The organism is Candidatus Sungiibacteriota bacterium, from assembly GCA_016432465.1.
GTDB lineage: Bacteria > Patescibacteriota > Minisyncoccia > Sungbacterales > HO2-52-23.
Genome location: CP066690.1, coordinates 834,361 through 858,719, shown reverse-complemented (window position 1 = coordinate 858,719; position 24,359 = coordinate 834,361). Strand labels below are relative to the sequence as shown.

General features: G+C 46.5%; 22 protein-coding genes. 2 read left to right on the top strand and 20 right to left on the bottom strand.

The window, feature by feature from the left end; all coding sequences use genetic code 11:
• Positions 1 to 313: 313 nt before the first annotated feature.
• The 13 genes from secA to HYW89_04555 form a co-directional block, all read right to left on the bottom strand.
• Positions 314 to 2,968 carry a preprotein translocase subunit SecA gene (gene secA, locus HYW89_04615; GenBank protein ID QQG45249.1) on the bottom strand — a complete coding sequence of 885 codons (2,655 nt, stop codon included), beginning with the start codon at positions 2,966 to 2,968 and terminating at the stop codon, positions 314 to 316.
• Between the two features lie 99 nt (positions 2,969 to 3,067).
• The gene (locus tag HYW89_04610) at positions 3,068 to 3,388 is read right to left on the bottom strand and encodes a hypothetical protein (protein QQG45248.1); all 321 of its coding nucleotides are present in this window, start codon (positions 3,386 to 3,388) and stop codon (positions 3,068 to 3,070) included.
• A gap of 2 nt (positions 3,389 to 3,390) precedes the next feature.
• A complete protein-coding gene (locus HYW89_04605) occupies positions 3,391 to 3,912 on the bottom strand; it encodes a hypothetical protein (protein ID QQG45247.1) in 522 nt (173 codons plus the stop codon).
• Positions 3,913 to 3,993: 81 nt separating this feature from the next.
• A complete protein-coding gene (locus HYW89_04600; protein ID QQG45246.1) occupies positions 3,994 to 4,971 on the bottom strand; it encodes a hypothetical protein in 978 nt (325 codons plus the stop codon).
• A gap of 92 nt (positions 4,972 to 5,063) precedes the next feature.
• Positions 5,064 to 5,537: an S-adenosylmethionine decarboxylase gene (locus tag HYW89_04595; protein ID QQG45245.1), complete on the bottom strand. Its 474-nt coding sequence runs from the start codon at positions 5,535 to 5,537 to the stop codon at positions 5,064 to 5,066.
• Between the two features lie 81 nt (positions 5,538 to 5,618).
• Positions 5,619 to 7,004 (bottom strand): polyamine aminopropyltransferase, encoded by a 1,386-nt coding sequence (speE, locus tag HYW89_04590; GenBank protein ID QQG45244.1) that lies wholly within the window; start codon positions 7,002 to 7,004, stop codon positions 5,619 to 5,621.
• A gap of 113 nt (positions 7,005 to 7,117) precedes the next feature.
• Positions 7,118 to 7,534, bottom strand: a complete 417-nt coding sequence (gene raiA, locus HYW89_04585) for a ribosome-associated translation inhibitor RaiA (GenBank protein QQG45243.1) — start codon at positions 7,532 to 7,534, stop codon at positions 7,118 to 7,120.
• A gap of 37 nt (positions 7,535 to 7,571) precedes the next feature.
• Positions 7,572 to 8,897, bottom strand: a complete 1,326-nt coding sequence (locus HYW89_04580; protein ID QQG45242.1) for a phosphoribosylamine--glycine ligase — start codon at positions 8,895 to 8,897, stop codon at positions 7,572 to 7,574.
• An 88-nt stretch (positions 8,898 to 8,985) separates the two neighbouring features.
• On the bottom strand, positions 8,986 to 9,483 hold the full coding sequence (locus HYW89_04575; GenBank protein ID QQG45241.1) for a hypothetical protein: 498 nt from the start codon (positions 9,481 to 9,483) through the stop codon (positions 8,986 to 8,988).
• Between the two features lie 56 nt (positions 9,484 to 9,539).
• The gene (locus HYW89_04570) at positions 9,540 to 9,692 is read right to left on the bottom strand and encodes a hypothetical protein (GenBank protein ID QQG45240.1); all 153 of its coding nucleotides are present in this window, start codon (positions 9,690 to 9,692) and stop codon (positions 9,540 to 9,542) included.
• A 114-nt stretch (positions 9,693 to 9,806) separates the two neighbouring features.
• A complete protein-coding gene (locus HYW89_04565; GenBank protein QQG45239.1) occupies positions 9,807 to 10,415 on the bottom strand; it encodes a hypothetical protein in 609 nt (202 codons plus the stop codon).
• Between the two features lie 420 nt (positions 10,416 to 10,835).
• A complete protein-coding gene (murB, locus tag HYW89_04560; GenBank protein QQG45238.1) occupies positions 10,836 to 11,873 on the bottom strand; it encodes a UDP-N-acetylmuramate dehydrogenase in 1,038 nt (345 codons plus the stop codon).
• A 604-nt stretch (positions 11,874 to 12,477) separates the two neighbouring features.
• On the bottom strand, positions 12,478 to 12,939 hold the full coding sequence (locus HYW89_04555; protein QQG45237.1) for a hypothetical protein: 462 nt from the start codon (positions 12,937 to 12,939) through the stop codon (positions 12,478 to 12,480).
• 76 nt (positions 12,940 to 13,015) lie between these two features.
• Between HYW89_04555 and HYW89_04550 the strand changes: the two genes are divergently transcribed.
• A complete protein-coding gene (locus HYW89_04550) occupies positions 13,016 to 14,173 on the top strand; it encodes a glycosyltransferase family 4 protein (protein QQG45236.1) in 1,158 nt (385 codons plus the stop codon).
• Positions 14,166 to 15,542 (top strand): sugar transferase, encoded by a 1,377-nt coding sequence (locus HYW89_04545; protein ID QQG45235.1) that lies wholly within the window; start codon positions 14,166 to 14,168, stop codon positions 15,540 to 15,542. The genes HYW89_04550 and HYW89_04545 overlap by 8 nt, the downstream gene beginning before the upstream one ends.
• A gap of 34 nt (positions 15,543 to 15,576) precedes the next feature.
• On the opposite strand, the gene HYW89_04540 is transcribed toward HYW89_04545, so the two are convergent.
• The 7 genes from HYW89_04540 to HYW89_04510 form a co-directional block, all read right to left on the bottom strand.
• Positions 15,577 to 16,488: an NAD-dependent epimerase/dehydratase family protein gene (locus HYW89_04540; protein QQG45234.1), complete on the bottom strand. Its 912-nt coding sequence runs from the start codon at positions 16,486 to 16,488 to the stop codon at positions 15,577 to 15,579.
• Positions 16,485 to 17,399 (bottom strand): GDP-mannose 4,6-dehydratase, encoded by a 915-nt coding sequence (locus tag HYW89_04535; protein ID QQG45233.1) that lies wholly within the window; start codon positions 17,397 to 17,399, stop codon positions 16,485 to 16,487. The genes HYW89_04540 and HYW89_04535 overlap by 4 nt, the downstream gene beginning before the upstream one ends.
• Positions 17,377 to 18,303: a UDP-glucose/GDP-mannose dehydrogenase family protein gene (locus HYW89_04530; GenBank protein QQG45232.1), complete on the bottom strand. Its 927-nt coding sequence runs from the start codon at positions 18,301 to 18,303 to the stop codon at positions 17,377 to 17,379. The genes HYW89_04535 and HYW89_04530 overlap by 23 nt, the downstream gene beginning before the upstream one ends.
• 39 nt (positions 18,304 to 18,342) lie before the next feature.
• Positions 18,343 to 20,568, bottom strand: a complete 2,226-nt coding sequence (locus HYW89_04525) for an O-antigen ligase family protein (protein QQG45231.1) — start codon at positions 20,566 to 20,568, stop codon at positions 18,343 to 18,345.
• A gap of 98 nt (positions 20,569 to 20,666) precedes the next feature.
• Positions 20,667 to 22,370, bottom strand: coding sequence for a flippase-like domain-containing protein (locus HYW89_04520; protein ID QQG45230.1), 1,704 nt, complete (start codon positions 22,368 to 22,370; stop codon positions 20,667 to 20,669).
• A gap of 47 nt (positions 22,371 to 22,417) precedes the next feature.
• On the bottom strand, positions 22,418 to 23,446 hold the full coding sequence (locus tag HYW89_04515; GenBank protein ID QQG45229.1) for a Gfo/Idh/MocA family oxidoreductase: 1,029 nt from the start codon (positions 23,444 to 23,446) through the stop codon (positions 22,418 to 22,420).
• Positions 23,446 to 24,351 (bottom strand): glycosyltransferase family 2 protein, encoded by a 906-nt coding sequence (locus HYW89_04510; GenBank protein ID QQG45228.1) that lies wholly within the window; start codon positions 24,349 to 24,351, stop codon positions 23,446 to 23,448. Before HYW89_04510 ends, HYW89_04515 begins: the two co-directional genes overlap by 1 nt.
• Positions 24,352 to 24,359 lie beyond the last annotated feature (8 nt).

Here is a 24,359-nt window from a genome sequence, read left to right as displayed (position 1 = left end):
ATACTTCACCTCAACTGGAGGTTGTGTCATGCCACGGAACTACCCTAACTATCAAGGTCGTATGTGGGTCGGTATCGCTGCTATCGTATTGGGACTGCTACTTCCAATCGAAGGCAAGGGTTTTATCGTTCTTATCGGTGTACTGCTTGCAGTCCATAACGGCCTAATGTGGTTTATTCAAAGACGTGGAAACTAATCTTTTCTCATAGCCCTTCTTAAAACGAAGGGCGTTTTCATCCCTACGAACCATGACACTTTTTATCCCAGTACCAGAGTCGCCTTCGGCGACACGGTACAGGATTGCGAGATGTCACTATCCGTGACATCTTTTATATTTCTTTCCTGATCCACACCAGCAGGGATTATTCCTGCCTGGTTCTTTTTTTCCTGACGGCGCGTGGGTGACACCGGCTGAGGCTAGAGGGCTCTGCTCCGCAGAAATAGCAATATCTGGCCTTCGCTCCACTACCCTAGACCGCTCCTCTTGTGGCGCGCCACCAACCTTAAATATAGTATTTACCATCTGCGCTCGAATGGCGGCCTGAAGCTCCCGATAAAGCCGCGAGCCTTCGTTTTTATATTCCACTAGGGGGTCGCGCTGACCATAAGCACGAAGGCGCACGGAATCGCGCAAATGCTCCATCTGATCAAGGTGATCCATCCAGAGCATATCAATAGAACGGAGCATAACCGCGCGCTCAATATTGCGCATGCCTTCTGAACCAATAGTTTGTTCACGGATATCATATACTTTTTGCAGAGCAGTAAGCAGGTGTTCAATAATTTTTTCCCTCTTATCGTCTCTATTCACTTCAGAGGCAACAACTGCTTGGAGTTCTTTATGCACTTCGTCAGAAACTCCTGCTATTGCCCTTACGTTTTCAAAAATTTCCTCAATGTTCCAGTCTGACTCCGAATCGCTTACCGCATGAAATTGTACGAGGCGTATGATCTCTTCTTTAATCATTTTAAAAATCTGTTCCTTCAAACTTGTCGCTTGTCGCATGTCGTTTGTCGCAAAGAGAATCTCGCGCCGCATTTTATAAATTGCATCGCGCTGTTTATTTAAAACATCGTCAAACTCCAAAATGTGCTTTCGCGCGTCAAAATGAAAACCCTCAATTTTGGCCTGCGCCGCCTCAATGGCCTTGGAAACCATTTTATTTTCAATGGGCTGATCTTCCGGAATACCGAAAGACTCCATCATCCGCTTGATTTTCTCCGAGCCAAAAATACGCATCACATCATCCTCCAATGACACAAAAAATTGTGAAGAACCCGAATCACCTTGTCGGCCGGAGCGGCCGCGGAGCTGATTATCAATGCGCCGCGCTTCATGACGTTCAGTGCCGATAACATAAAGGCCTCCGACTTCGCGCACTTCATGCGCTTCGTCGGGCAAGGCCGAAGTACCTCCCAAAATTATATCCACACCGCGTCCGGCCATGTTGGTAGCAACGGTTACTGCGCCCCGGCGTCCGGCTTGAGCAATAATTAAAGCCTCGCGCTCATGGTTTTTGGCGTTTAATACCTCGTGCGGAATTCCTTCCACTTGGAGAGATTTAGCCAGGCGTTCATTCTTTTCTATGGAAACCGTACCCACTAAAACCGGTTGTCCGCGGCCGTGCCTTTCTTTAATCTCGCGCACCACCGCCTGAAATTTTCCTCGTTCAGTTCTAAAAACCAAGTCCGATCTGTCATCCCGAATCATGGGCTTATGCGTAGGAACTGTTATGACGTCAAGTTTATAAACCTTATGAAATTCTTCGGCGGATGTTTGCGCGGTTCCGGTCATACCAGCAAGTTTCTCGTACATACGAAAGTAGTTTTGAAAAGTTATAGTGGCCAGAGTCCGCGACTCTTTCTGAACCTCAACTCCCTCTTTGGCTTCCACCGCCTGATGCAAGCCCTCTGACCAACGGCGTCCGGGCATGAGTCTCCCGGTAAACTCATCCACAATAATTACTTCACCGTCTTTAACCACGTAATCACGGTCTTTTTGAAAAAGCGCCTGCGCGCGCAAAGCCTGTTCAAGGTGGCGCACAAATCTAATACCCTTTTCTTCGTAGATATTTCCAACTCCTAAAATTTTCTCAATTTTATCAATCCCCTCTTCGGTTATCGCAACCGCTTTCAATTTCTCATCCACGTTATAATCAACATTTTCTTTAAGTTGCGGTGTTATGCGTGAAAAAACCTGATAAAGTTCTGCTGACTCCTCATCGGGCATGGAAATAATAAGCGGGGTTCTGGCTTCGTCAATCAAAATTGAATCCACCTCGTCCACTATTGCATAATAGTGCTCCCCCTGCCTAAGTTCACTTGGCAGATATTCCAAATTATCCCGCAAATAATCAAATCCAAACTCATTATTGGTTCCGTAAGTAACATCTGCCCCGTAAGCCTCGCGGCGGCTCACGGGCCTGAAATGACCAAGCCTGTCGTCCCCGTGCGACTGCGGGTCTTGATGTCCGAGATCATAAATTCCGGAAAATTCATGCGCCAAAACACCAACTTTTACGCCGAGCGCATCATATACCGGACCCATCCAGCCAGCGCCTATTCGCGAGAGGTAGTCATTGGGTGTAACCAAATGCGTCCCCTTGCCTGTAAGAGAGTTTAAATAAAGAGGCAGAGTGGCAACAAGCGTCTTCCCCTCACCAGTTTTCATCTCGGCAATCTTACCCTGATGAAGCACAATACCTCCAACTAACTGAACGTCAAAGTGGCGCTGGCCCAAAACGCGTTTTGCCGCTTCTCGAACCGCCGCAAAAGCTTCGGGCAAGAAATTATCAATGGTTTCGCCTTTGATAAATCGCGCCCTAAATTCTTGAGTAAGGTTTTTTAATTCCTCGTCAGTAAGCTTTTCGTAACCGCGCTCAAGGGCGTTGATCTTGTGTACCAGCGGTTCCAGCGATTTTATATACCTTTCATTTGCGTCTCCAAAAAATTTTCCAAGCAAAAACATGGTTGTTTATAATCTAAAGTATCCCTAAAAGGGCCTAGGGTCAAGAAAGAAACTTGTCCGATACAAAGCGGGCCTCAAACAAAAAGGAAATCCCGCCTGCTAAAAAGCGGACGGGCCGATCTCTTTATGTGCCCAAACAAATTTTATTGGCACGGCAATTATATCTCTGGCTTTCCAGCATTGATGCTGCTTTTCTGTAACAGCCGTCAAAACTGGATCTCCGGTCATCTGGGACGTTATATCTTCTATAGCCGTAAGTTTTTTGCCGCCAATTTCTTTAGGAACCAAGACAAAAAAACTATAGCCGTCGTGTTCGTCTCCCAGATGACCGGAAGGTAGTCCGCAACCGTATGCTTTTGAATCCAAGGTAACAAGTGCCTCCTTCACTTTTCCTGTAGATGCGGGTTTTACCTGCCACATTTTCAGGCCTCCTTGGGTTTCTGATCGCAGACGATGAAATAAAACACAAAGCCAATCCAAATCGGCGCGCTTCCGGCAAAAACAAAAAGTATCATGGACGTGCCTTCTGCATCCTTCAGCAGAAAAATATCAAGTATGGTTGTGGCAATAAACGCAAAAGTGCGCTGCAGGCTCCGAATCGGAAAAAAATACTGCTTCAGCGGGTTAACACCTGAAAAGTTGGTAAGACTAAGTCTTTCCATGTCATGTATCATAAGGTAGGCGTGTATAAAAGACGGCAAACCCCATCCTAAAGAAAAAAGCAAAAACGCCACATGCCACAGGGGACTATTAAGCGGCCCATATAAAATACCCAAACCGAGATACGTTAATACGCATCCAGTAAAAAGGACAAGATTCACCTTTGCGATCCCGAAACAACCGATACCAAAATGTTTTTCTGCCATATGAGCGAGTCGCTCGCACCGTTTTAATACCCACTCATCAGATTTTCTGTATAATGTCCAGGCTTTTTTAAAGATCACCGCCGCCTCCTCCTTTTTGGGCTGCTTTAATTATAACATAGAATAGATTACTAGACAAGGACAATATAAAATCCGCACGGCTTAGCGTGCGGTTGTGGGGTATATGCGTGCCTCTATCAGGGGTGCAAACGTATAGAGTGAGTACACTGGAGGCAGAAGTTGGAAGGCGTTGCATACTGTATGATCAGCATCGGGGTTAATACTACAGTCAAGATGGAAGGCATCCTGAAAAATTGATTTCATAACATGCGGGGTCACGTCACAATAGTTTGATGGGATAAAAGGTAGACGATCACTTTCCGGAAAACATTTAATAAAAGACTGTGGGTAACCAATCCAGTCTACAAAACCGGAATAGGAGTACACCGAAGGGAAAAAATCCTGAAGGACAGTACGAAGTCGCACATGACCCTGCCAACGCCTCGTAGAAAGCTCTCCTGCCTGCATCACCAATACGCCGCCGGCCGCAATAAGTGGAGAAATCAATGCTAATCCCTTAGAATAAAGATCAGCAGCAGCGCTATAGTATCCTGGCATGGCTCCATCTTCGGGGTCAGTAAGATCAATGCCTACAAAATCATATTTCATACCCAGTTTTGGCACTAAACGAAATGCGTCATCATAAATCACGGTGAGCCGCGGGTCCCGTTCGCATCCGCCCCAAAAAGGAGTAAATTTTTGTGTACTTTCGCATACTGTCTGCGATATATCTATCAAGAGCACACTTTTTACTTCTGAAAACTTTAATAGAAGCCTTGCTGCCGCTCCATCCCCGCTGCCCAAAAGTAGTACCCGTATCCCCTGCGTTGGCCTTTTAGGATAAAAAAGTGAAAAAAGCGAGGGCAGAAGAAAAAGCGGCGTGTACTGGTCATCTCGCTCTACCATTTGTGGCAAACCATCAATATCTAACATTGTCCCGTACTCCTTATGTCTCCCTATTCTAATCCGCTGCCTCTTACCACAGACTCTTTCAACTTTATTAAACATCCAGCCTTCTCCCTCCATATCATGATACACCTGGGTGCTTCCAATCTTTTGTTCACGATATAGAAAACCCATCTTCGTTAGGCCTCACACTTAAAAAGCTCTAACGAGCTTACCACGCTCCCATAAAAAATCCAGTCCTGAGCTTGTCGAAGGACTGGAAAGATTTAATCGTAACAGTCGTAACTGGGGACAGTTATTGAAGTAGAAACAGTAGACGGAGCGTTTTCGGCTAGCCACTTTTCAAGCGATACTGTTCTGCAAGGCGGGGTTTTATCTGGGGTCAGACCCCGAATTTTTTCCTCAACCGTACTCTCTTTCGGGTCTGGACGGAAAAGCGCCACTAGTCTTTTAGCAAGATCGCGCGCTTTCTCAAAGTTATCACGAGTAAAATTGCAGGTAACAATGTCAATCAACACAAAGCGCTCCTCGGGCGAGGTATCAATCACCACATGCGATTCGGAGATGGAAATAAGATGATTATACCCATCTCCTCCAAACTGATCCAACAGCGATCGTCTTACCGTAAGACCGGCAGCCCGAACTAATTCCAGAATTACTACCTCCATTTCCGCATGAGTAAGGTAGGTTGGATCAGCGCGACAGTTATGCAGGTCAAGACGTATGTGGAGGTTTACCATGGGCCCCCCATACCTAACTAGAGTGCTAATTATCAATTATACAAAGTTTGAAAAATTATACAAGAGATAAAACCACGGCTATTAAACCGTGGCGGAGTCTATTTTTTCTGGCTGACGTCTGTATAGATATTTTTCGGTCATAAGGTGATCATCCGAACGTTGCGTGGTACAGAGCACAATCTCATCTTCCAATCTCGGGAGCATGTCACAGCGGATTTCTACTTTCCACTTAGCACTCTTGGCCCCAAAGAAACGCATACTTAAGTTTACCGCTCGGTCAGCATCGAGACTGCTGCAGGTAAAGATGTTGATATTCATCCTTCGCCAGTGAGGAGAGGCATGCATGGTTATGGAACTCGTCTCAATGAATTGAACCGCTGAGAGCCCGGCCGTATGAGACTTACCAAGCCCAAAATCTGGAGTAATAATCGGTGCTCCATATTGCTTCATCTCAATTTCACAACAAAGTTGGTGCAGATACTCCTTCCACTTATTGCGATTGGTAAGAGCATCATGATCGCATCCGTAGAGATTTAAAATGAGCTCCCGACCGTATTCGCTCTGCTCTACTGCCTGCTGAATTGTCGGAGGAACAGCCATGGCTGCACGATGCATCTGGGGGCTGAACCAACGAAAAGTACCTGTCGGAAATATGGCGCAGCGCTCATCCAGCAGAGACGGGGCTTCTTTAAAAATTCCTTTCCGGGGAGATGCGGCAACAAAGGTAAAATAACCGCCAATATAAGTAGGCACCGCAGTCATGAAGATTTGCACATCGCCTTCCGGAAAAACTTCAAGCATCTGCACCACATGCGCGAGCATCTCTTCCGGCTGATACATAGTAACCCCGGTTTGACGGATAACGATTCCATCGTTGGCCAAAATAGAAGCTACATCAAGATAAAATGGCGTGGTAAAAAGTGAACGGGCAGGACCAATGGGGTCGGGAGAATCAACTATAATAAGATCGTATTTAACTGCCTCTTGACGCTTCGACTTTACAAACTCTGCACCGTCCATAATGGTAAGCTCTACCCTTTGGTCATCAAATGCGCCTTGAGCAAGAAACGGCATATACTCTTTGGTCAGCTCAATTACTCGTTTGTCAATATCAACCACCTCTATCTTTTCAACCGATTGATATTTTACTACCTCCCGGAGCGTACCGCCGTCGCAACCAATAAGAAGTACTCTTTGGGGTGGTTTAAGAAGCGAGTGAGCGGCGCAGTGCACCAACGGTTCGTGATAAAGATACTCATCACGTTCGGTTGTTTGCACCACTCCATCCAATATTAAGACGCGGCCCAGACGCGGCGTCTCCAACACCAGAAGCACGTGGATTGTACAACCATTAGCATCTGTGGTGATCTCTTCATGAAGTACACGATTTACTGCGAATGATTGGGCTATGTCCGGAAAAAGCGTCTCTCGGAACCAGGTTCTTCCGTGCTGTTTTACTAGTGGCATTTTTATCCCTTTCAAAATAACTAAAAAAAACCTAGCATAAGGGCTAGTTCTCTGCAACCCCTCCTCTCTGCCCGTTTTGTACACTTAAAATCGATCGGTTTTAAGTGTACAAATTAATTACCCTCGTTACGAATGCGGCCCTTACGATAAAGTCGTGCTGCCTGATCTAAACTTAAATCTTTTTTAGCGCGCCGAGCGCCACGAAGATATTTGGCCCGGGCCTTGCCTTTCCATCCAAGTATCCCCCGCTCCAATTCTTCTTCCAATAAATCCACTGCAACCCTTATATCCTCGTCATCCACCACGGCCCGAATCATCCTACTTCCCAACGATAAATTTGCTTCTGCGTGGTACACCGCACCTTTTCGGTGATGACGACTCCTGCGCCCAAATTCCAAATCTAAAATCGGCAACTCGGTGGGCGCAACTTTTTGCAAAAGTCTTCCTAGTGGCTTGAGTATCTTGGTTTCAATATAAACCCGCAAGGCCGGCGTAATCGTTAGGTTTTTTTGTCGAACCGCCACCCTCATACTAAACTATTTGTCACTCATCATTTATAATTTGTCATTAATCCAGGTATCCCCAAGTATGAAGTTTATCGCTGTCCTCAACCCACCGTGCTCCAATATCGGTGCGATAAAACATGGTCTGCACCATAACATTTTGGATTCGCAAATAGGCCTGTCTTTGAGCTTCAACCACGGTCGTTCCCGAGCCGGTCACGGTCATTAACACTCCGGATTCTCCTGCAATCCTCCAGGTGCCCTCTTCAATTTTTACGTCTTCGGCATGAATTCCCTCAAGATTCTCCGGTTTTTTAAAAAGAACTGGCAAGTCTCTATACATCTCAACCGTCTCATGATCTTTATCCTTAGCAAAAAGGGTAGGCGCATTAATCCGAATCCCTATTTGAAATCCTTTTTTTGTCTTCAACTCAAAGTTCTCGCCCTTTGCCAATTTGTAAATCCACTCCGCCGTCGGTGTTAAAATCCCTTCAAGTTGTACGTAAATCGTGGGAAACCCGAATCTACAAGTCCACTCCAAAGGATAAATACCGCGTCCGTTAACAATACAATTAATGTCAATATACCCAATGTAGCCCGAAGTCTGCAGGGCGGGCAGCATTTTACCCAGTGTAGCGTTAAAAAGAACATTGGGCGTATCCCAAAACATCAATGCACCCATGTCACCGGTGAAGGGACCGATGTCTCCCGGGAATACACGCTTGTGTTCAAAATTTACATTAATCGGATAAATAAATTCGTGGCCATTGAAAAAGGCGCCCACTGCAATCTCCACACCCGAAACATACTTCTGCAGCTGAAACCACGGCGCTTTTTTCTGCCACACATTTTTGTTCCTCTCCAGAAGCTCCAGAAGATCTTTTCCGTCTTCTTCTTGAGCAATAAATAAAAGCCCTTTGCCGACCGAAGGTGTATTGCCGCTCGGTTTAAATACATAGCGGTCCGGGTTGGCCTTTAGAAAAGCAATCGCATCATCGTAACCATTGAAGTTCCAGCTATGAAGAATACTGATGCCGTGCTTTTTCAGCTCCTGCTGGCCAAATTCGCGGTCAATCTCAAGCCGGTCGGTGTACACCGACCCTCCAATCACCAGCTTACCCTTTTTACGCAGTTTTTCCGCGGTCTCACCAAACGATACGTCATCAAATAAAATAATGTCTGCCCAATCCGTATGGTCTTCCCATCTATCTATTTTATCAATAAATCCGTTGTAGACATCTTGGTCGCCTTTAGCTTTGATGTATGCTTTAACTTCATGTCCTTCTTTTTTCAGGGTCCAAGCCAAATCACCGCTTAGACTTTCCAGCGACACAAATAAAAATTTTAATGGAGTTTTTATTTCGCTTGATGCTCCGTTTCCGTTAGTCATTATAGTTTAATAATCAACAAAAATTTATTTATAATCAAGTGTGGATAACTTTCTTTTATAAATAAAAGTGGTGCGGTGCACCACTGTCTCAATCTTGATAAAGTCGTCGATAAACTACCGGTACGACATCCGATCTTATAAATTCTTTGTATACAACTTCTGGGTTACTACTCTTCACAGACTCCATTATGGGACGCAACCTCGGGCCATTCACCAAATCCATATCTTTCATATTTACTGAATATATAACGACAGGTGACCAATAAAGAGTACGATGTTTAATAACAAGAAGTGCCGGCCTCTTTGTCTTCTTGTGAGTTCCGAGTTTGACTTCCCACTTCGCATATGGCAGTTTTTTGCCCTCTTCCAATTTCCGCATCTCTTCCCATAAGATAGCTCTCAGACGTCCTGCGGTATTAACCTCGGCTATTGTCCAACCGTGTAAATCAAAATCTGCCATATAAAAATCTCCTGCCTTGAGCCAAGCACTCTCTCGCCAGCTGTACTGATACCCCGCATAGAATCCAAAAACCCAAATAGCCACTAAAATAATACCAGCACGAAAGAACTTGCCTAGTTTCCGCATTATTTACGCCCCCAAAAAGAACCACAAAAACAGTTTAGCATAGCTTTTTAGGGGTATCAAACGAACCCAACATACTGTATCTCCTCCTCAAGTAGCAAGCCGTACTTTCTCCGCACAGTATCTTTTGCAGTTTCAACAAGAGTCGCCACTTCCTCCGCCGTGGCAGTTAATGATTGAAGTTTTAATGATTGAAGTTCGACTTCAATCATAGTTAATTTAAGAGTCGGTCCACCAGGGGTGAACCGACTCTTTGCCTGCCTGATGGCAGGTAAGGGTCAGAGGGTCAAAGTGCCTTGCGCACAAGTGACCCAGCGACCAAGCGATCAGGAGCTTGCGAGCACCGCAGCCGGGTACGACTGAGACCAGTCGATGCCGAGCCAGTAGCAGCGCCAGTACCACAGCCCAACACTAAAAGAGAGGAAACGGACGTAGAGGCCGCCGTCGGGGTGGCGGTAGCCAGTCCCCCAGAAGAAGATGGCCTTCCCCTTCCACGACTCCGGTATGAACTCCGGATGCTCGAGGAGAAAGTCAAGCCAGTTGTCCGTGAGGACCGGCTCGGTCTCGATGATCTTGCGCAGCTTGTCGCCGCGCACGATCCTGCCATCCTTCTGCTCCTCGGCGAGGTGCAGACGGATGGCATCAGGCGTGAAGACCTGATGCCCGAGGTTGCGGTGCCACTCGACTTTCCACCCAGTCTCTCGCCACTCTCGTGGCATCGAGGCGATACGACAGTCGATGACATGGAGCTCAGGCACCACAATTTGGATTTCGGCGCCGAGCTCGAGAAACTTCCGGAACTCGCGACCGGCGCGCTGCCCATCGCGAATGATCCGGTCCTGGACCTGGAACCGTTCGGGATCTAATGACCCCAGGTCCGCGTTCGCAGTCAGCGTGTTCACTGCAGTAATGATGAGATTGGTATGGTCGCCCATGATGGGCCTCCTTGCACGAGCCGTAGCGCGGTTTTGTCGGCAGTCGCACCATGCGAGCACCGATTTAACCCTCCCATTCGCCACAGCGTTTGAAGTGCTTTCCAAACACGCCAAACGCTATGGCGAACTCGCAAACTTAATCAAAAGAGCTTAGCTTTTTTATAATTTCATAATACCATATCCATTTAAATCTTGCAATAGTCATCAACCCCGCACTAATTTTGCAACATGAAACGGGGCAGCCCGCCTCACCCATAACGGTGTGTGCCTATTCGGCACGCGCGGGCTGCAAATGTATTCCATTTCAGGTTTCAATGGTGCACTGCCCAGATTTACGCGGCAAAATTAGTGCGGGGTTAAGGTTTGGCAGCTAAATTTTCTTCTCCCGACCAGTCGGGATTGAAAATTTAGGCCAAGCCCTTAAAATCCCACATACTGTATTTCTTCCTCAAGCGACAATTCATACTTATGTCGCACGGTGTCTTTGGCAATCCCAATAAGCGTGACAACCCCTTCAGCCGTTGCACCGCCCTCATTTACAAAATAATTGGCGTGTTTTGGGGAGATAAAAACATGTCCAACACTTTTTCCTTTAAGTCCTGCCCTATCAATAAGAAACGAGGCCGGGACATTGGGTTGATCCTTAAATTGTTCAAGCTCGGGAAATTGTGAAAGAATCTTTTCCTTATTTATATCTTTTCTTGCCCACCCCGTTAGAGGTCCGCCCTGCCCGGACGGCACGGCGGCAGCCGCCAAGGGGCGGCTTACCTCTAACGGGGCCCAAGAAATATTTTTAAAAATACACCCGCAGGATTTGGTGCCAATGTCCTGTTTTTGTGCGCGCTCGGCAGTAATGCGTTTTATTTTCTCCTGAATTTTAGCAGGATCTCCTTTTTGAAGTTTTAGGGTCGCGGAAAGAATAATCCACTCCGGATGTTTTTTGAAAATTGAATCGCGATACGAGAACTCACACTGTGTATTTTTCAATATCAGGAAGTCGGACTTCCTTGGGAAGTCCGACTTCCCCAAGTCAAGAATTTTCACCGATTCAACGACATCTTTCATCTCTGCGCCGAAACACCCGGCATTGCCCCGCACCGATCCGCCAATAGTTCCGGGAACTCCGATGGCCCATTCAAAACCGCTTAAAGCAGCCTGCGCTGATTTCAATACCGCTTGCGCCATCATAACTCCGGCATCCGCAGTCAATCTCTCGCCCTCAACCTTAACTTCCCCGCCGGCCATACGAATTACCAAACCATCAAACCCCTTATCGCTCACTAATATATTTGAGCCTGCTCCCAAAACAAAAATAGGAACTTTTTTTGTTGCTACAAAATCAAGCGCCTGTTTAAGCTCATCTGAATTTTTCGTCTCCACAAAATATCGCGCAGGCCCCCCTATTTTATATATAGTGTGGGGCGCGAGGGAGATATTTTCTTTTATAGTTACTGGCATGCTACAGATCTATGTTATATAATAATGAGGGGTTTAAGCAAGAAGGTTTACTAGAGACACTCATTCATCCTCCCACCTTTTTCTTGATGGGCTATGGAGCAGGCACTCATTTATTCCCCACCCAACTTTGACATTTTATTTTCACGGCGTCAGAAGCCGGCACTCACATAAGGACAAAGTTTTGGAGTTAAACCCTTCTGGCGCCTTGTAAGTAAATCTCCGGTCAAAGTTGGGTGGGGGACGAAGGACAAGTGTATTGGAGTTAAACCCTCTGTGACCCCCCTAGACTTTTATCCACGCACCAGAAGACCACAGGCTTAACCATGAAACCGTGGATACCACAGGCTTGCCCGTGGAGCTTCATATTTTATCTGCTTGGTGTGGATGAGACCCATCCAAAACGTAAAACCCCCGAAAGGGGGTTTTACGCGGACAAATTGGAGTTTTAGGAATACTCCGCTGTAAGCGGAACACCTCCTAAAAGACACTCACACCTATATTATAATCCTCCTATTTAAAAAGTCAAGGGGATTTATCCACAATAATTAGTCTGCCGGATTATAAAAAATGTCCAACGTTAAATGTTGGACCGCGTTGGACATAACTAGAAACTCGCCGTCTCACGGGCAAAATCCTGAAGAACCATAGCATAACTTTTTACAAAAAGCGGATCTGCTCCTTTTATAATCTGTTGTTCTATTTCTTCTGCGATTTTTCTCTCCAGCGCCTCTGGATTCATGACAACAACTTTTCTCCTCCCAACAAACCGTTTAAAGAGGTTATTGTTACCCAGCTCTTTCAGAGCAAAAGTCATCATCATATCCGCAATAAAACCTTCACTTGTAGGATCAAATAACACGCGCACCTCATCTGACCAAAAAATAGCCCAAAAGGTCGTGCGGCATATTCCAGTGCCGTGTTTAGGATCCTTCTGCTCTGTGTTTCGATGCGGCCAATGCACTTCATGCCCTTGGCGTTCCCATTCCTCAACATATGCCTTTTGCCTTTGATACTCTTCACTATCTTCAGTTACTCCCCTCACCTTGCAGATAAAGAAAATCCTCATGTTTTAGCCTCCGCAATGCTCTTACGACAATTTATCATGTTGACCAAATAAAGTCAAATTACGTTATATTACCTGTATGGCCTACCACCAAAAAGTATTATATGTAATCACCAAATCCGTTTGGGGAGGAGCCCAGCGGTACATTTTTGACTTGGCGACAAATCTCCCCGGGGGTCAATTCGAGGTGGTGGTAGCAACCGGTGGTTCCGGTCCGCTTTTTGATAAATTACAAAAAGCGGGAGTCCGCACCATTACTATTCCCGGACTCCAGCGCGACATAAATTTATGGAAAGAGTTGGTGTCTCTTTGGTACCTCTTTAAAATTTTTGTGCGCGAGAAACCGGATATTATACATTTAAACAGCAGCAAAGTCGGCGGCCTCGGCGCTATTGCGGCTTTCGCCGCCAAACTTACAACTTACAACTTACAACTTACAACTATTTTCACCGTCCACGGCTGGCCCTTTAACGAGAAACGCCCGTGGTGGCAGAAAAAATTTATCAGATTTTTAAGTTGGTTGGGGGCGCTATTTCAGGACAAAATAATTCTAATAAATACCGCCGACCTTAACGCGGCAAAACAATTTATACCCAGCAGAAAACTCGCCTTAATCTATAACGGAATCGGGCCGGTTAATTTTATGGAACGCGCCGCTGCCCGTAATTTTTTTGCGGAAAAATTATCCAAAAAACTTGAAACTGACACTATTATCATAGGAACTATAGCCGAGTTTACTCCTAATAAAGGACTAACCGGTCTCCTACAGGCCCTGCACAACCCCAACTACGCAATGTCAAACATTCGATGTTTGACATTGCTCATTGGCTGGGGGGAAGAACGTTCCAAACTTCAAAACCTTATTCAGGAATTTGGACTGCATGGTTCAGTATTTCTTGTTGATTTTCTTCCTGAAGCGGCGCACTATCTTAAGGGCTTTGATATTTTTATTTTGCCTTCGCTCAAAGAGGGACTACCCTACACCATAATGGAAGCTATGCAAGCGGGTCTGCCGATTGTCGCAACTTCCGTAGGCGGCATACCGGATATGATTACGCACCAGCACGACGGTCTCCTGATACCGCCCCAAGACCCCCTAAGGCTTACCCAGACCCTAGACCTTCTCTTGAGAGATGTCCGACTACGCAAAACCCTTGGCGAAAATGCCAGAAAAAAATCCGAGACAAGGTTTCGGCTCCGTGATATGATTGAGAACATGATTAAAATTTATGCTTAAACGGGGACACTCTTTAAAAGTCTCCTTACTCATCTTGGGCGACCTGATCCTTTTTTATGCCGCGCTGTTCGGCGCTCTTTTTTTACGGCAATATTATGAACTTGATACCCTATTGGTTAAGCGACATCTCCTTCCCTTCTCTATAATTTTTCTCCTCTGGCTCGTAATATTCGGGGCATTCGGATTCTATGACCTGCGCTTTATGAAAAATAGTAAGGTCTTTTTGTACCGGCTGCTGCGCGTCATGGCCACCAACGCCGTAGTCACGATTCTAGTGCTTTATCTTATCCCCATATTTGAAATAGAACCGCGGCGTAATCTCTTTCTTATCACGGGAATTGCCACCATCTATATTTTCCTTTGGCGCTATCTTTTTAATCTCATCATCATCCGTACCCATGCTCCGCGCGTTATTTTTTTTGGAGTAAACCGGGAAATGGTGGAACTGGCGGACTTCCTTCTTAAAAACCCTCAATTGGGACAGCGGCCAGTGGCTTTTGTCTCTAACGGTGAGTCCCGAAACGATCCAGATATCCTTCCCCTTCCCCACTATCAATTTAATCAAAATCTGGATCATATTCTGCGTGATACCGGCGCTGATACCATTGTCATAACCAGCGATCTTAAAGGAAATAAAACCTTGGTTAGACTTCTCTTTCAGGTAATACCGCTGGGGATATCGGTGGCTGAATTTCCCCAGTATCATGAAATGCTTACCGGGAAAATTCCTCTTTCCTTAATCGGAGAGGTTTGGTTTTTGGAAAACCTTATCGGCATCCGAAAAAAGTTTTACGAATTTTTCAAAAGAATCGGGGACGTGGCGCTGGCCACTCTGCTCGGCATTCCGACTCTACTCCTCTTACCATTTATTGCCCTGGCCATAAAGCTTGATTCGGAGGGACCGACTTTTTACCGTCAAAAGAGGGTGGGACGGCACGGAAAAGACTTCTGGCTGATAAAATACCGCTCTATGGTAAAAGACGCGGAAAACCTTAGCGGTCAAAAAGAGGCCGGTCGTGACCCGCGCCACACCCGTACCGGCAGGTTTCTTAGAAAAAGTTATCTGGATGAACTTCCCCAAATTATAAATATCCTAAAGGGTGAGATGTCCTTTGTGGGGCCGCGGCCGGAACGCCCCCATTACGTTGCCGAGCTTAAACAAAAAATCCCATTCTACGAGATGAGACTTCTGATCCCACCGGGGCTTACCGGCTGGGCGCAGGTTAATATGGAGAATGACGCTTCGGTGGAAGATGCGCCGGAAAAGATGCAGTATGACCTTTATTATACTAAAAATCGATCGGCTCTGCTTGATTTTCTTATAATTATAAAAACTCTATTTGCCCTTCTGCATCGGACGGGAAGATAACTAAAATCCCCCGATTACCATCGGGGGATTTTAGTTATCTAATGCCGTATAAATTCTTCAGCTCCTGAATTCCATCTTCAAAGTTTACCTCCGGACTCCAACCCAGAAGTTCCCGGGCTTTAGTAATATCTGCTAACGTGTGTTTGGGCTCAAGCCGGGGCTCAATAAAAACTCTCGGACCCCCTATGAGGTCTGCGATCTCAAGTACTGTTCGATCTTTTCCTCCCCCAATGTTAATGGTTTCGCCCCTGCCGACCTTTGGGGATTCGGCAGCCAAGATATTCGCACGCACCACATCCCGTACATGTGTAAAATCTCGCGACTGCATGCCATCTGGAACTATAGTCAGGGACTCTCCCTGTTTTCTTTGCTCCAAAAATCTTCCAATCACTAAGGCATAAGCCCCTTGGGTGGAAGCACGAGGACCATAAACATTAAAATAACGAAGAGCCACAGTCTCCAAAGCATAGATTTCCGAAAAAAGCCTACAATAAAGCTCCCCTATATATTTTTGCATTCCGTAAGGACTTAAGGGACAGGCCCCCATGTCTTCCCGCAGCGGAAGTTTTTCCTGATTGCCGTAGGCGGAAGAAGAAGCAGAATAAATCACCCTCTTTATCCCCGCATCCCGCGCTGCCACCAAAACATTTAAGGTCCCGTTTACATTTATATCATGGGTGGTGCGCGGATCCTGAATTGAAGGCTGTACCCGAGGCAGAGCTGCAGTATGAAAAACATAGCGCGCGCCCTGAAAAATTTTTACCAAATTATCAAAATCACGAATATCGGCCTCGTGCAATATCGCAGCCGGATTTAAGTGTTCACGTTTCCCCGCTAGAAACGTGTCCAGAGCATAAACTTCATATCCTTTCTCAATCAGAGCATCAACCAGATGCGAACCAATAAAGCCCGCCCCTCCGGTTACTATTACTTTTATTGTACTCATAATTTTCGTAGTTCCTTAATAGAGCGGCGCAATCCCGCAGGGAGAGAAACCCGCGGCCTCCAGCCCAGAAGACGATATGCTTTTTTGAACGTGCCCCAAAATCCCTGCTGATCATAACTTCTGGGTGGAGCATGGATAACAGAACTTTTGCTGCCCGCGAGCTTTATGATCATCCGGGCAAGATCGGTGAGAGTAATCGGGTTTTGGGCGGCTAGAGTAATATGATCATAAAATCCGGTCCGCTTGGAAGAAACGTGGTGAATCGCGCGTCTCACTCCTTCTACGGCATCATCTATATAAACATAGTCACCCTTTTGTCTGCCGCTGCCTTCAATAATAAGGGGACGACTCTTTAACGCCTGCAAAATAAAGTGCGGGATAACGCGGTCCAGAATATCTCTGCGTCCGGTATATACTCCGCAAAAACGCAGCGTAAGGCACCGCAGTCCATAATTTTTTGCGTATTGCCGCTGCAGGTCTTCACCGCAAACTTTAGAGACAGCATAAGCATTAAGAGGGTTGCGCGGGCTTTTTTCGGTTGCGGGAAATTTGGCCAAATTTCCAAAAACCTCCCGACTGGAAGCTAAAATGATCCAAGCACGGGGGTTTATCAACCGTACTGCTTCCAAAACATTAATGGTGCCCACCACGTTGGTGATAAGACAATGGTAGGGATCCTGGTACCCCCATTTGGGGCGGGAAACGGCCGCCAAGTGCAAAACACCGTCTACACTGCGTACGGCACGCCGAAGACGTTTAAAATTTCGTACGTCATCCCGGCGGCCTGACTTAATATCCATATTGATAAAATGAAAACGCTCACCCAAGCGCTTTCTAATTTCTGATCCAATGTAGCCCGAACCCCCGGTCAGAAGTATTCTAGGCTTACTACTCCGTTTTGCCTTTTTCACTTTTCGTTTTTAATTTGTTATGTATCCATTCATGGTCGTGCACTGATACATCTTCCAGTGTCAGCCCCTGCCCCGCCAAAAGTTTTTCGTTAAAGGCGCGATCACTACGCAAAAGTTCCGCCGCTTCCTTAAGACCATGAGATCCCAAATGCGCCACAAAAGCATCTAGATCCTTTGGGAAACAAAAACCCCCGAACCCCTTATAGCCGCCATGGATCACGTCAAGATGCGAATCCCCTATTCTAAAATCTGCAGCCAACCCCACCCGCACATTTTCATAATTTGCTCCGAGTTTTTCGGTAAACAAAGCCAGGACGTTAGCCAAATTGACCTTGCGGGCAAAATGAATGTTGCCGCCGTATTTAATAATCTCCGCTTCGGTGGCGGTAATCTTGATGGGGCGGTAAGTATTAAGGCCCCACGGCGACATAAAAGGGGCCTTGGGGAGAAGCGAAAGCACAAAATGCGCGGCATCAAGACTCTGATCCGTAAAACCCACAATCTGGCGATCCGGTTTTATAAAATCTTCCCAAGCGTGCTTCTCGGTAAGAAATTCCGGGTTAAATAAAACTTTGTGCTGTGGATATTTTTTTTGAAAAAACTCGGTGGTGCCGGGAGGCACCGTTGATTTAATCACTGCGATTTTATTTCCCTGAATCATCTCCAAGGCAGAGGCAACGGCCGAAACATTGGCCGATCCATCCGGGGAACGGGGTGTAGGAACAGAAATAAAAATAACATCAGCCCTGTTGATGTCATCAAAATAGCCCTTCTTGGGGTCTATGTCGTAAAGAAAAATGGTCTCGCCCCTCTGGTAACCCTGTCGTTCTTCAAAATAGCGTTTAAGCGGTGTCCCCACCATTCCCACCCCTATAATCCCAATTTTAAGTCTTTCCTGTGCCATCACATAATAAAACGAGCTAGGGGCGCTGGTGGTTACCAATTATCTCATTTTTTGTTTCAACATTTCGAGAAACACCCGGGCCTCTTCCCCGGCGGCGGGATCAAGCGCTACGGTCTGCCCAATTTCTTTTTTCGCCAACTCATATTCTCCCAACTCCCCCAAAAGAGCTGCCAGTGTTGCGTGATACGAAGCTTTTTCGGGTGATATTTCTACCAACTGCTCATAAACTTTCCTCGCCTGCTCATACGCCCCGGAATTCCGATAAATTTTTCCAACCGTATTAAGCGTTTCTTCTCCTGCAGTTTTTAAATTAATCTTGCCGAAGGCCTCATTCATTATATCTGCACGTCCGGCCAGAGCACCAACAACAAAGAGATTACCGGTTGCTTTCCCGTAATTGGGTTCCAGCTGAACGGCCTGACGCAATACTTCAATTGCTTGATCATATTCCTTGCGCAGAATATACGCTTGGGCCAGTTCAAAGTAAAAAATTTGTTTGGCGGGCGCAAGACGGATGGCCTCCCGCATAATCGTTACTGCCTCATCAACGTAAGCGGGGTTAAGGCGGGCCGCCTGATTTAGTATAGAGGCGATAAAAATCATGTGTTTAGCATCGCGGCTGGGTTTTAAAATTTCTTTTTTAAGTTCCTCCACGGCAAAATTAACAAACCCTCTTTGTTCATCCTCGGTAAAACGCTGGATATTGGGGACTCCGCGCGCAAAAGTTCCCAACTGCTCCCTGACCTCGGTGGTGCCAAAAGATTGATAGGAAAGCGCCTGTTCAAAAGCGGTCCTGATTTGAACGGCATTGCCGTTACTGTAACTTAGCCTCAAGGCACTAATGAGGGCCTGCGCCTGACGAATGGGCTTGAAGTGAAGCGGGTAAAAAAGCAGTAACACCAGCAGCAAAGCCGCCCCGCCCATAGCCAGTCCATAATTTGGGTTGGGTATAGAAGAGGGGCGCCCTTCTGGCTCACCTTCATATAAAGAGTTGGTGTAGGCAAAAAATGCGAAAAGAAGAAGATAGGTATTTAGGTTGTCAAAAACAAATAGGTTTTGGATAAAGTAACTCCCCAAGGCAGCCCCCAAAAATATCCCTTCTCCGGCATCAATCCTGCCTCTTCGTATAGCTCTCCCCACACCCCAGAAAGCCGCGCCCAGCATTGAAAAAAATGCAACAAAACCAAAGACGCCTGTATGTACTAGCCAATCCAGCACCACATTGTGCGAACGATCAAACCAGGGCTCGCTGGAATAAAGCTTGGGATCAAAATATTTCTGAAACACAAGATAATAATTTTCCTGTCCCCAACCAAAAAGCGGCCTCTCTAATACTCCTCTAAGTGACATCTTCCAGATAGAAAAACGGGCCTGCGTAGTTGTATCCTGCAGGGAAATCGAACCAAAGCGGTTAAGAATTTGGTTGGAACGGATAAGGTGGGTGTTACGCAGCTGCCAGAATATAACGGGAATAGCAAAGAAAACCAGGACAGCAGCAACGGCCAAGGGACGCCAAGAAATACGATTAGGAAAAAGCCGCGGCCAGAAAATAACTACCGCCAGCGCCATCAACGGCGTTATTAGCGCAAAAGCAACGGCCGCCCCGCGAGTGGCGGTGAAATAAATTATGATGAGTTCAAAAAGCAAAGCCGCGGTGTAGACAATACGAAGCCACCACCTGCTCCAAAATCTCCGGAGCATCATAAAAATAATCCAGACATTCAAGGAGAGATACGCCGCAAGATAGGCCGGGTTACCAATGGTGGAATCCACGCGATAACCCCCTTGGATAGAGACGCGATATCCCAGTTTTTGCATAAGCGCGACAAAACCGACTACAATGCTTGCGGCCAGTGTTGAGTGCCAAAAAACTAACCAATCCTTCTTTGTCCGAAAGACGTTGGAGAGCATCAGGAAATAAAGCCAGAGATGAAAAACCATCATAAACCCTTCCATCCTTTCGTAGTTAGAAAAGAAAGCTCGGTAGGGGCTGGGGCTGAAAAGATCGGCTAAAAAAACAATCAGAATAAAAATGGTGGACGCTTTTAAAAGCGGGGTGAGCCGAGGACGATACTTAGGCCAGGCAACCATCAGCCCAACCCAAAAAGCAAAAAGGACCTCAACCAAAATCCTGAAAGCAAAATTCTTCCCGGTAATAAACGGGAAGAGCATGGTTGAAGAAATATAAAGAGGCAAAAACGGCAATAACCAAAGCCCGATTTTGACTACCCAAACTACGGTACGCTCAAGAGTGTTTCGCTGCATTTTTAAAGATTAACACGACGGTAGTTCTGTGACAATGAATCCCCTCACCTTCCCAGCGGAGTATTCTGGGAAGGTGGGGGGATAAATCCGGAATACGTCTATTCCTTCTCTGCCACCACAATCAGCGTCAGGCCCAATCCCGCATTAAGACGATTTTCTACGTGTCTGAACCAGAAGTTCAGAAGTGACGAGAGCCGAGTCCTGACTACGCCGTTGGCGCCGCCTCCGCGCCAACCTTCAAAGTGCGAGCGAAAAGATAACAATTTATAAAGAACGGCGTAGGGTAACACTCCCAGTACGTTCCAGTGGCGTGTATAAATTTTATTAAAACCGAGGTTTTGCAAAACTGGCACGAGGTCTTTTTTGCTATAACGTCTGAAATATTTCAACATCTTATCCCGTGTCCCGAAAAGCAAGGGGTGCGCGGGTACGGCTAGGACAAGACGCCCCCCCGGACTCACCCAGGAAACAACGCGCGCCAGCGCTTCTTTGTCCTGCTCCAAACACTCCAAAACGTCAATCATTGTTACCGTATCAAAAAGTTTGGGCGGATTAAAATCACGAATAGCAGACGGGTAAATTTCTAACCGACCAAACGCCTCTTCCCCTACTAACCGTATTTTCGGATCAGGCTCAATTCCTACGGCCTGATAACCACGCTGCTTGGCCAACAACAACAAAAGTCCATAGCCGCACCCGACGTCAAGCAAAGAACTTCCTTTGGCATAAGAAACAAGAAGCTCTGCTAAATTGCGGTTTCTAAAATCACCAGCCGGACTCTGGAGGGCCTGATAAAACTCGGTGTGGCTTTCAGGAGAATCGCTTATTTTTTTTGCCAGTATCGGACGCACATAAAACCAGTAACCCAGCAATGCATAAATAAAAGAGAAAAAAACCAACTCGGCGTGCAGAATAATGCTGGCGGAAACTGCTTGGGGGCCGGTAATGCCCAGTAGCGCAAACCCCGCGAGCATTGTTCCTTCAAAAGTACCAATTCCCACGGGTGTTTGCAGGGGCAGAAGACCGGCAATCACCGGAAAAGCCGCAATAAAAATCGCTGACGCGGGAGACAGTACAAGCCCGGCAGCGCGCAAAGCCGTCCAAACAAAAATAAAGTCGCTAACCCAAACAAAAATAGAAAGGATAAAAAAGACGGCAAGGCTTGAGGTAGTATTGAGCCTTCCCAAGGCCGTAACTATCCCCCGGAAGTTGGTAAAAATTTTAGCAAAAACTTTTAATCCTTTCTCCTGAAACCTTAAGGATCTACGCCCCAAAAAAGCCGTCAGCTTATCCGCCTGTTTACCCAAAATCAGGGCTCCCACCAGACCAACCAAAACTCCTCCCCACAAAAACTGGATAGCTAAAGATCCTACTACGTTCGGCGTGAACAGTAAAAAAGATGCGATACTTAATAAAAGCATGACCACAAAAACATCAAAAATGCGTCCGGCCACCAGAGAAGTTATGGTTTCTGCGGTACTGACTCTACCGGTTTTTTTTATGAGATAAACGTAGGAAAGTTCACCTACCCGGAAGGGAAGCAGATAGTTCCAAAAACTATGGATCGCGGCCGTGCCTAAAATTGTCCCCTTGGGAACTTGACCGCGTAAAAAATAATGAAATCGTATACTTTTTACCAGAAGCGGTACAAAGTTTAGAACCAGCGCCGCCATTCCCCAACGTACAGCAAAATTAAAAGAAAGGAGCGATAAATCTTCACGTAAAACCACTTTCCATAAAAAATAAAAGACGCCCGCTGCAACAGCGGCGGAAATAAAAAATCGGATATAGTTGTTACGCAACAAAGGAATCATTTAAAGAATACCGCCAAAATTTTTCTGGCGGTAGCTTAAGAAAGTTGGGGCAAAACTATTGGTATCGGTTCTCCTTCCCGCATACAGGAACGTTCTGCCGCCTCAAGAATGGCCACGACCTTGGCACCAAAGTCTCCGTCCGTAAAAGCGGAGCCGCCCTCAGCCACGGCGCGAATAAACTCTTCACATACGGTCTGCAGTGGTTCATCCTCATAGGTGAGTCCGGGTGCGAGTATTGCTCCGTCCCAATCATGATGCAGCAGCACCTCCCGCTTTCCAAAAGTGCCTTCGTACAAAACCTTTCTTCTATCCCCAAAAATGGCAACCCGAGCTGCTTTTTCTACGATCTTGCCATCCAATACACCGTCTTGCCAAGCAAGACGAATTTCTGCCTTATGCCCGTCGGTAAACTCTGCATATCCGGTCATCGTTGCTGGTATGTTTTCGGAGAGATTTTCTACGACACGCATGCTAATCCGCTCTGGTGTTTTCTTCAGTAAAAATAACATGGCGGCAACGGCGTGAGGTCCGGAGTCCCAAAGAATACTGGGGCCTTGAGGCTTTTTCCGCGCGCCCAGCCATTCAAACGCGCTTCCTTGAAAGTCGGCAGTACCAAACTTCCGATCTGACAATAAATTTCTTACATAAAGAAGGGCGTGGTCGTAACAAAAAGTATGATCAACCATAAGTACCCGGTTCTTTTCCCGTGCCAACTTGGCGAGATACAACGCGTCCTGCAAATTAGTGGCCAGCGGCTTTTCCACAAATACGTCCAAGCCCCGTAGCATTGCCTGTGCTACAAGCGCAGCATGGGTTTCCGGCGGGGTTACAACAATAACGGCATCGAGCGGGTATGATTCGTTAGAAATTAACTCCTCAAAAGAGACGGTGGGCGGGTAGCGCAGGGGGTAGCGCTCCGCAAAATCGCGCAGCAGATCTTCTGACTTCTCGCAAAACCGCACTACTTCCGCTGCCTCAATTCGGGAAAATTTCTGCAGAAGTTTTGGCCCCCAATACCCAAGTCCCACCAGACCCAGCCGTATTTTATGCCGTGGATCGGACATTATACAAACTCCTTAATTTTAAAACGAGGGCGGACTTCGGCTTCAAGAAAACGGCCCAGATTCCAGTAGATACTTACCAAAACCGTCTCCATGAGCAAGACCGCGCCTACAAGAACTATAAATTGTAACGAACGCGGAGGCAGCAAAGTTGCGGCCAAAAGTCCCAAAACAGGAAATATCAACGCCAGAGTCAGAACCACAGGACGCATCTTGCGGAAGCCGCGGAGTATAAAAAGAAGGGCAAAAAGATCGTTAAAGACTATCAAGATCCTCTTGGCGCCGTAATGCGACCGGCCATAGATCCTGACCCGATCCTCAATTTCAACCTCCGCAAACTCCTGATTTTTTACTCCGAAAACAACGGGTGAAAAACGATTCATAAAGCCCTTGGGCACAAACTTTCCCGCCAGAACCTCCCTACGATAGACCTTAAGACCACAGCCGCAGTCATGCACCCTCACCCCGGAAATAAGTGAAATAAGAAAGTTGGCCGCTACGGAAGGCGCGATTCTGCTAAAAAATCCTCCTATTCTATTTCTGCGCCAACCGCTCACTACGCGGTAGCCCTGACTCAATTTATCTAAAAGTAGAGGTATGTAGCGCGGATCATTTTGAAAATCGCCGTCAATCGTAACTACCATCTTTCCCTGCGCCCGGGAAACACCGGCCAGCATGGCCCAATTTTCTCCTGCATTTTCTTCAAGATCGCAGTAATGAAAGTTGGGATCACGAGACTTTATCTCTTTAAAAATATTTAATGTGTTGTCTCGGGAAAAATCATTAACAAAAATTATCTCGTAACTGCGGCCAAGATTATCCATAGTCTGCTTAATTGCATTGTAAAGCGGCCGGGCATTACCCTCTTCATTATGCATCGGAGCAACAATGGAAATTTCTGGCGGCATAAGAAAAG

Coding starts and splice junctions, on each gene's coding strand:
- secA (QQG45249.1), bottom strand. CDS start 2,968: ATGTTTTTGCTTGGAAAATTTTTTGGAGACGCAAATGAAAGGTATATA.
- HYW89_04610 (QQG45248.1), bottom strand. CDS start 3,388: ATGTGGCAGGTAAAACCCGCATCTACAGGAAAAGTGAAGGAGGCACTT.
- HYW89_04600 (QQG45246.1), bottom strand. CDS start 4,971: ATGGGTTTTCTATATCGTGAACAAAAGATTGGAAGCACCCAGGTGTAT.
- HYW89_04595 (QQG45245.1), bottom strand. CDS start 5,537: ATGGTAAACCTCCACATACGTCTTGACCTGCATAACTGTCGCGCTGAT.
- speE (QQG45244.1), bottom strand. CDS start 7,004: ATGCCACTAGTAAAACAGCACGGAAGAACCTGGTTCCGAGAGACGCTT.
- raiA (QQG45243.1), bottom strand. CDS start 7,534: ATGAGGGTGGCGGTTCGACAAAAAAACCTAACGATTACGCCGGCCTTG.
- HYW89_04580 (QQG45242.1), bottom strand. CDS start 8,897: ATGACTAACGGAAACGGAGCATCAAGCGAAATAAAAACTCCATTAAAA.
- HYW89_04575 (QQG45241.1), bottom strand. CDS start 9,483: ATGCGGAAACTAGGCAAGTTCTTTCGTGCTGGTATTATTTTAGTGGCT.
- HYW89_04570 (QQG45240.1), bottom strand. CDS start 9,692: ATGATTGAAGTCGAACTTCAATCATTAAAACTTCAATCATTAACTGCC.
- HYW89_04565 (QQG45239.1), bottom strand. CDS start 10,415: ATGGGCGACCATACCAATCTCATCATTACTGCAGTGAACACGCTGACT.
- murB (QQG45238.1), bottom strand. CDS start 11,873: ATGCCAGTAACTATAAAAGAAAATATCTCCCTCGCGCCCCACACTATA.
- HYW89_04555 (QQG45237.1), bottom strand. CDS start 12,939: ATGAGGATTTTCTTTATCTGCAAGGTGAGGGGAGTAACTGAAGATAGT.
- HYW89_04550 (QQG45236.1), top strand. CDS start 13,016: ATGGCCTACCACCAAAAAGTATTATATGTAATCACCAAATCCGTTTGG.
- HYW89_04545 (QQG45235.1), top strand. CDS start 14,166: ATGCTTAAACGGGGACACTCTTTAAAAGTCTCCTTACTCATCTTGGGC.
- HYW89_04540 (QQG45234.1), bottom strand. CDS start 16,488: ATGAGTACAATAAAAGTAATAGTAACCGGAGGGGCGGGCTTTATTGGT.
- HYW89_04530 (QQG45232.1), bottom strand. CDS start 18,303: ATGGCACAGGAAAGACTTAAAATTGGGATTATAGGGGTGGGAATGGTG.
- HYW89_04525 (QQG45231.1), bottom strand. CDS start 20,568: ATGCAGCGAAACACTCTTGAGCGTACCGTAGTTTGGGTAGTCAAAATC.
- HYW89_04515 (QQG45229.1), bottom strand. CDS start 23,446: ATGTCCGATCCACGGCATAAAATACGGCTGGGTCTGGTGGGACTTGGG.
- HYW89_04510 (QQG45228.1), bottom strand. CDS start 24,351: ATGCCGCCAGAAATTTCCATTGTTGCTCCGATGCATAATGAAGAGGGT.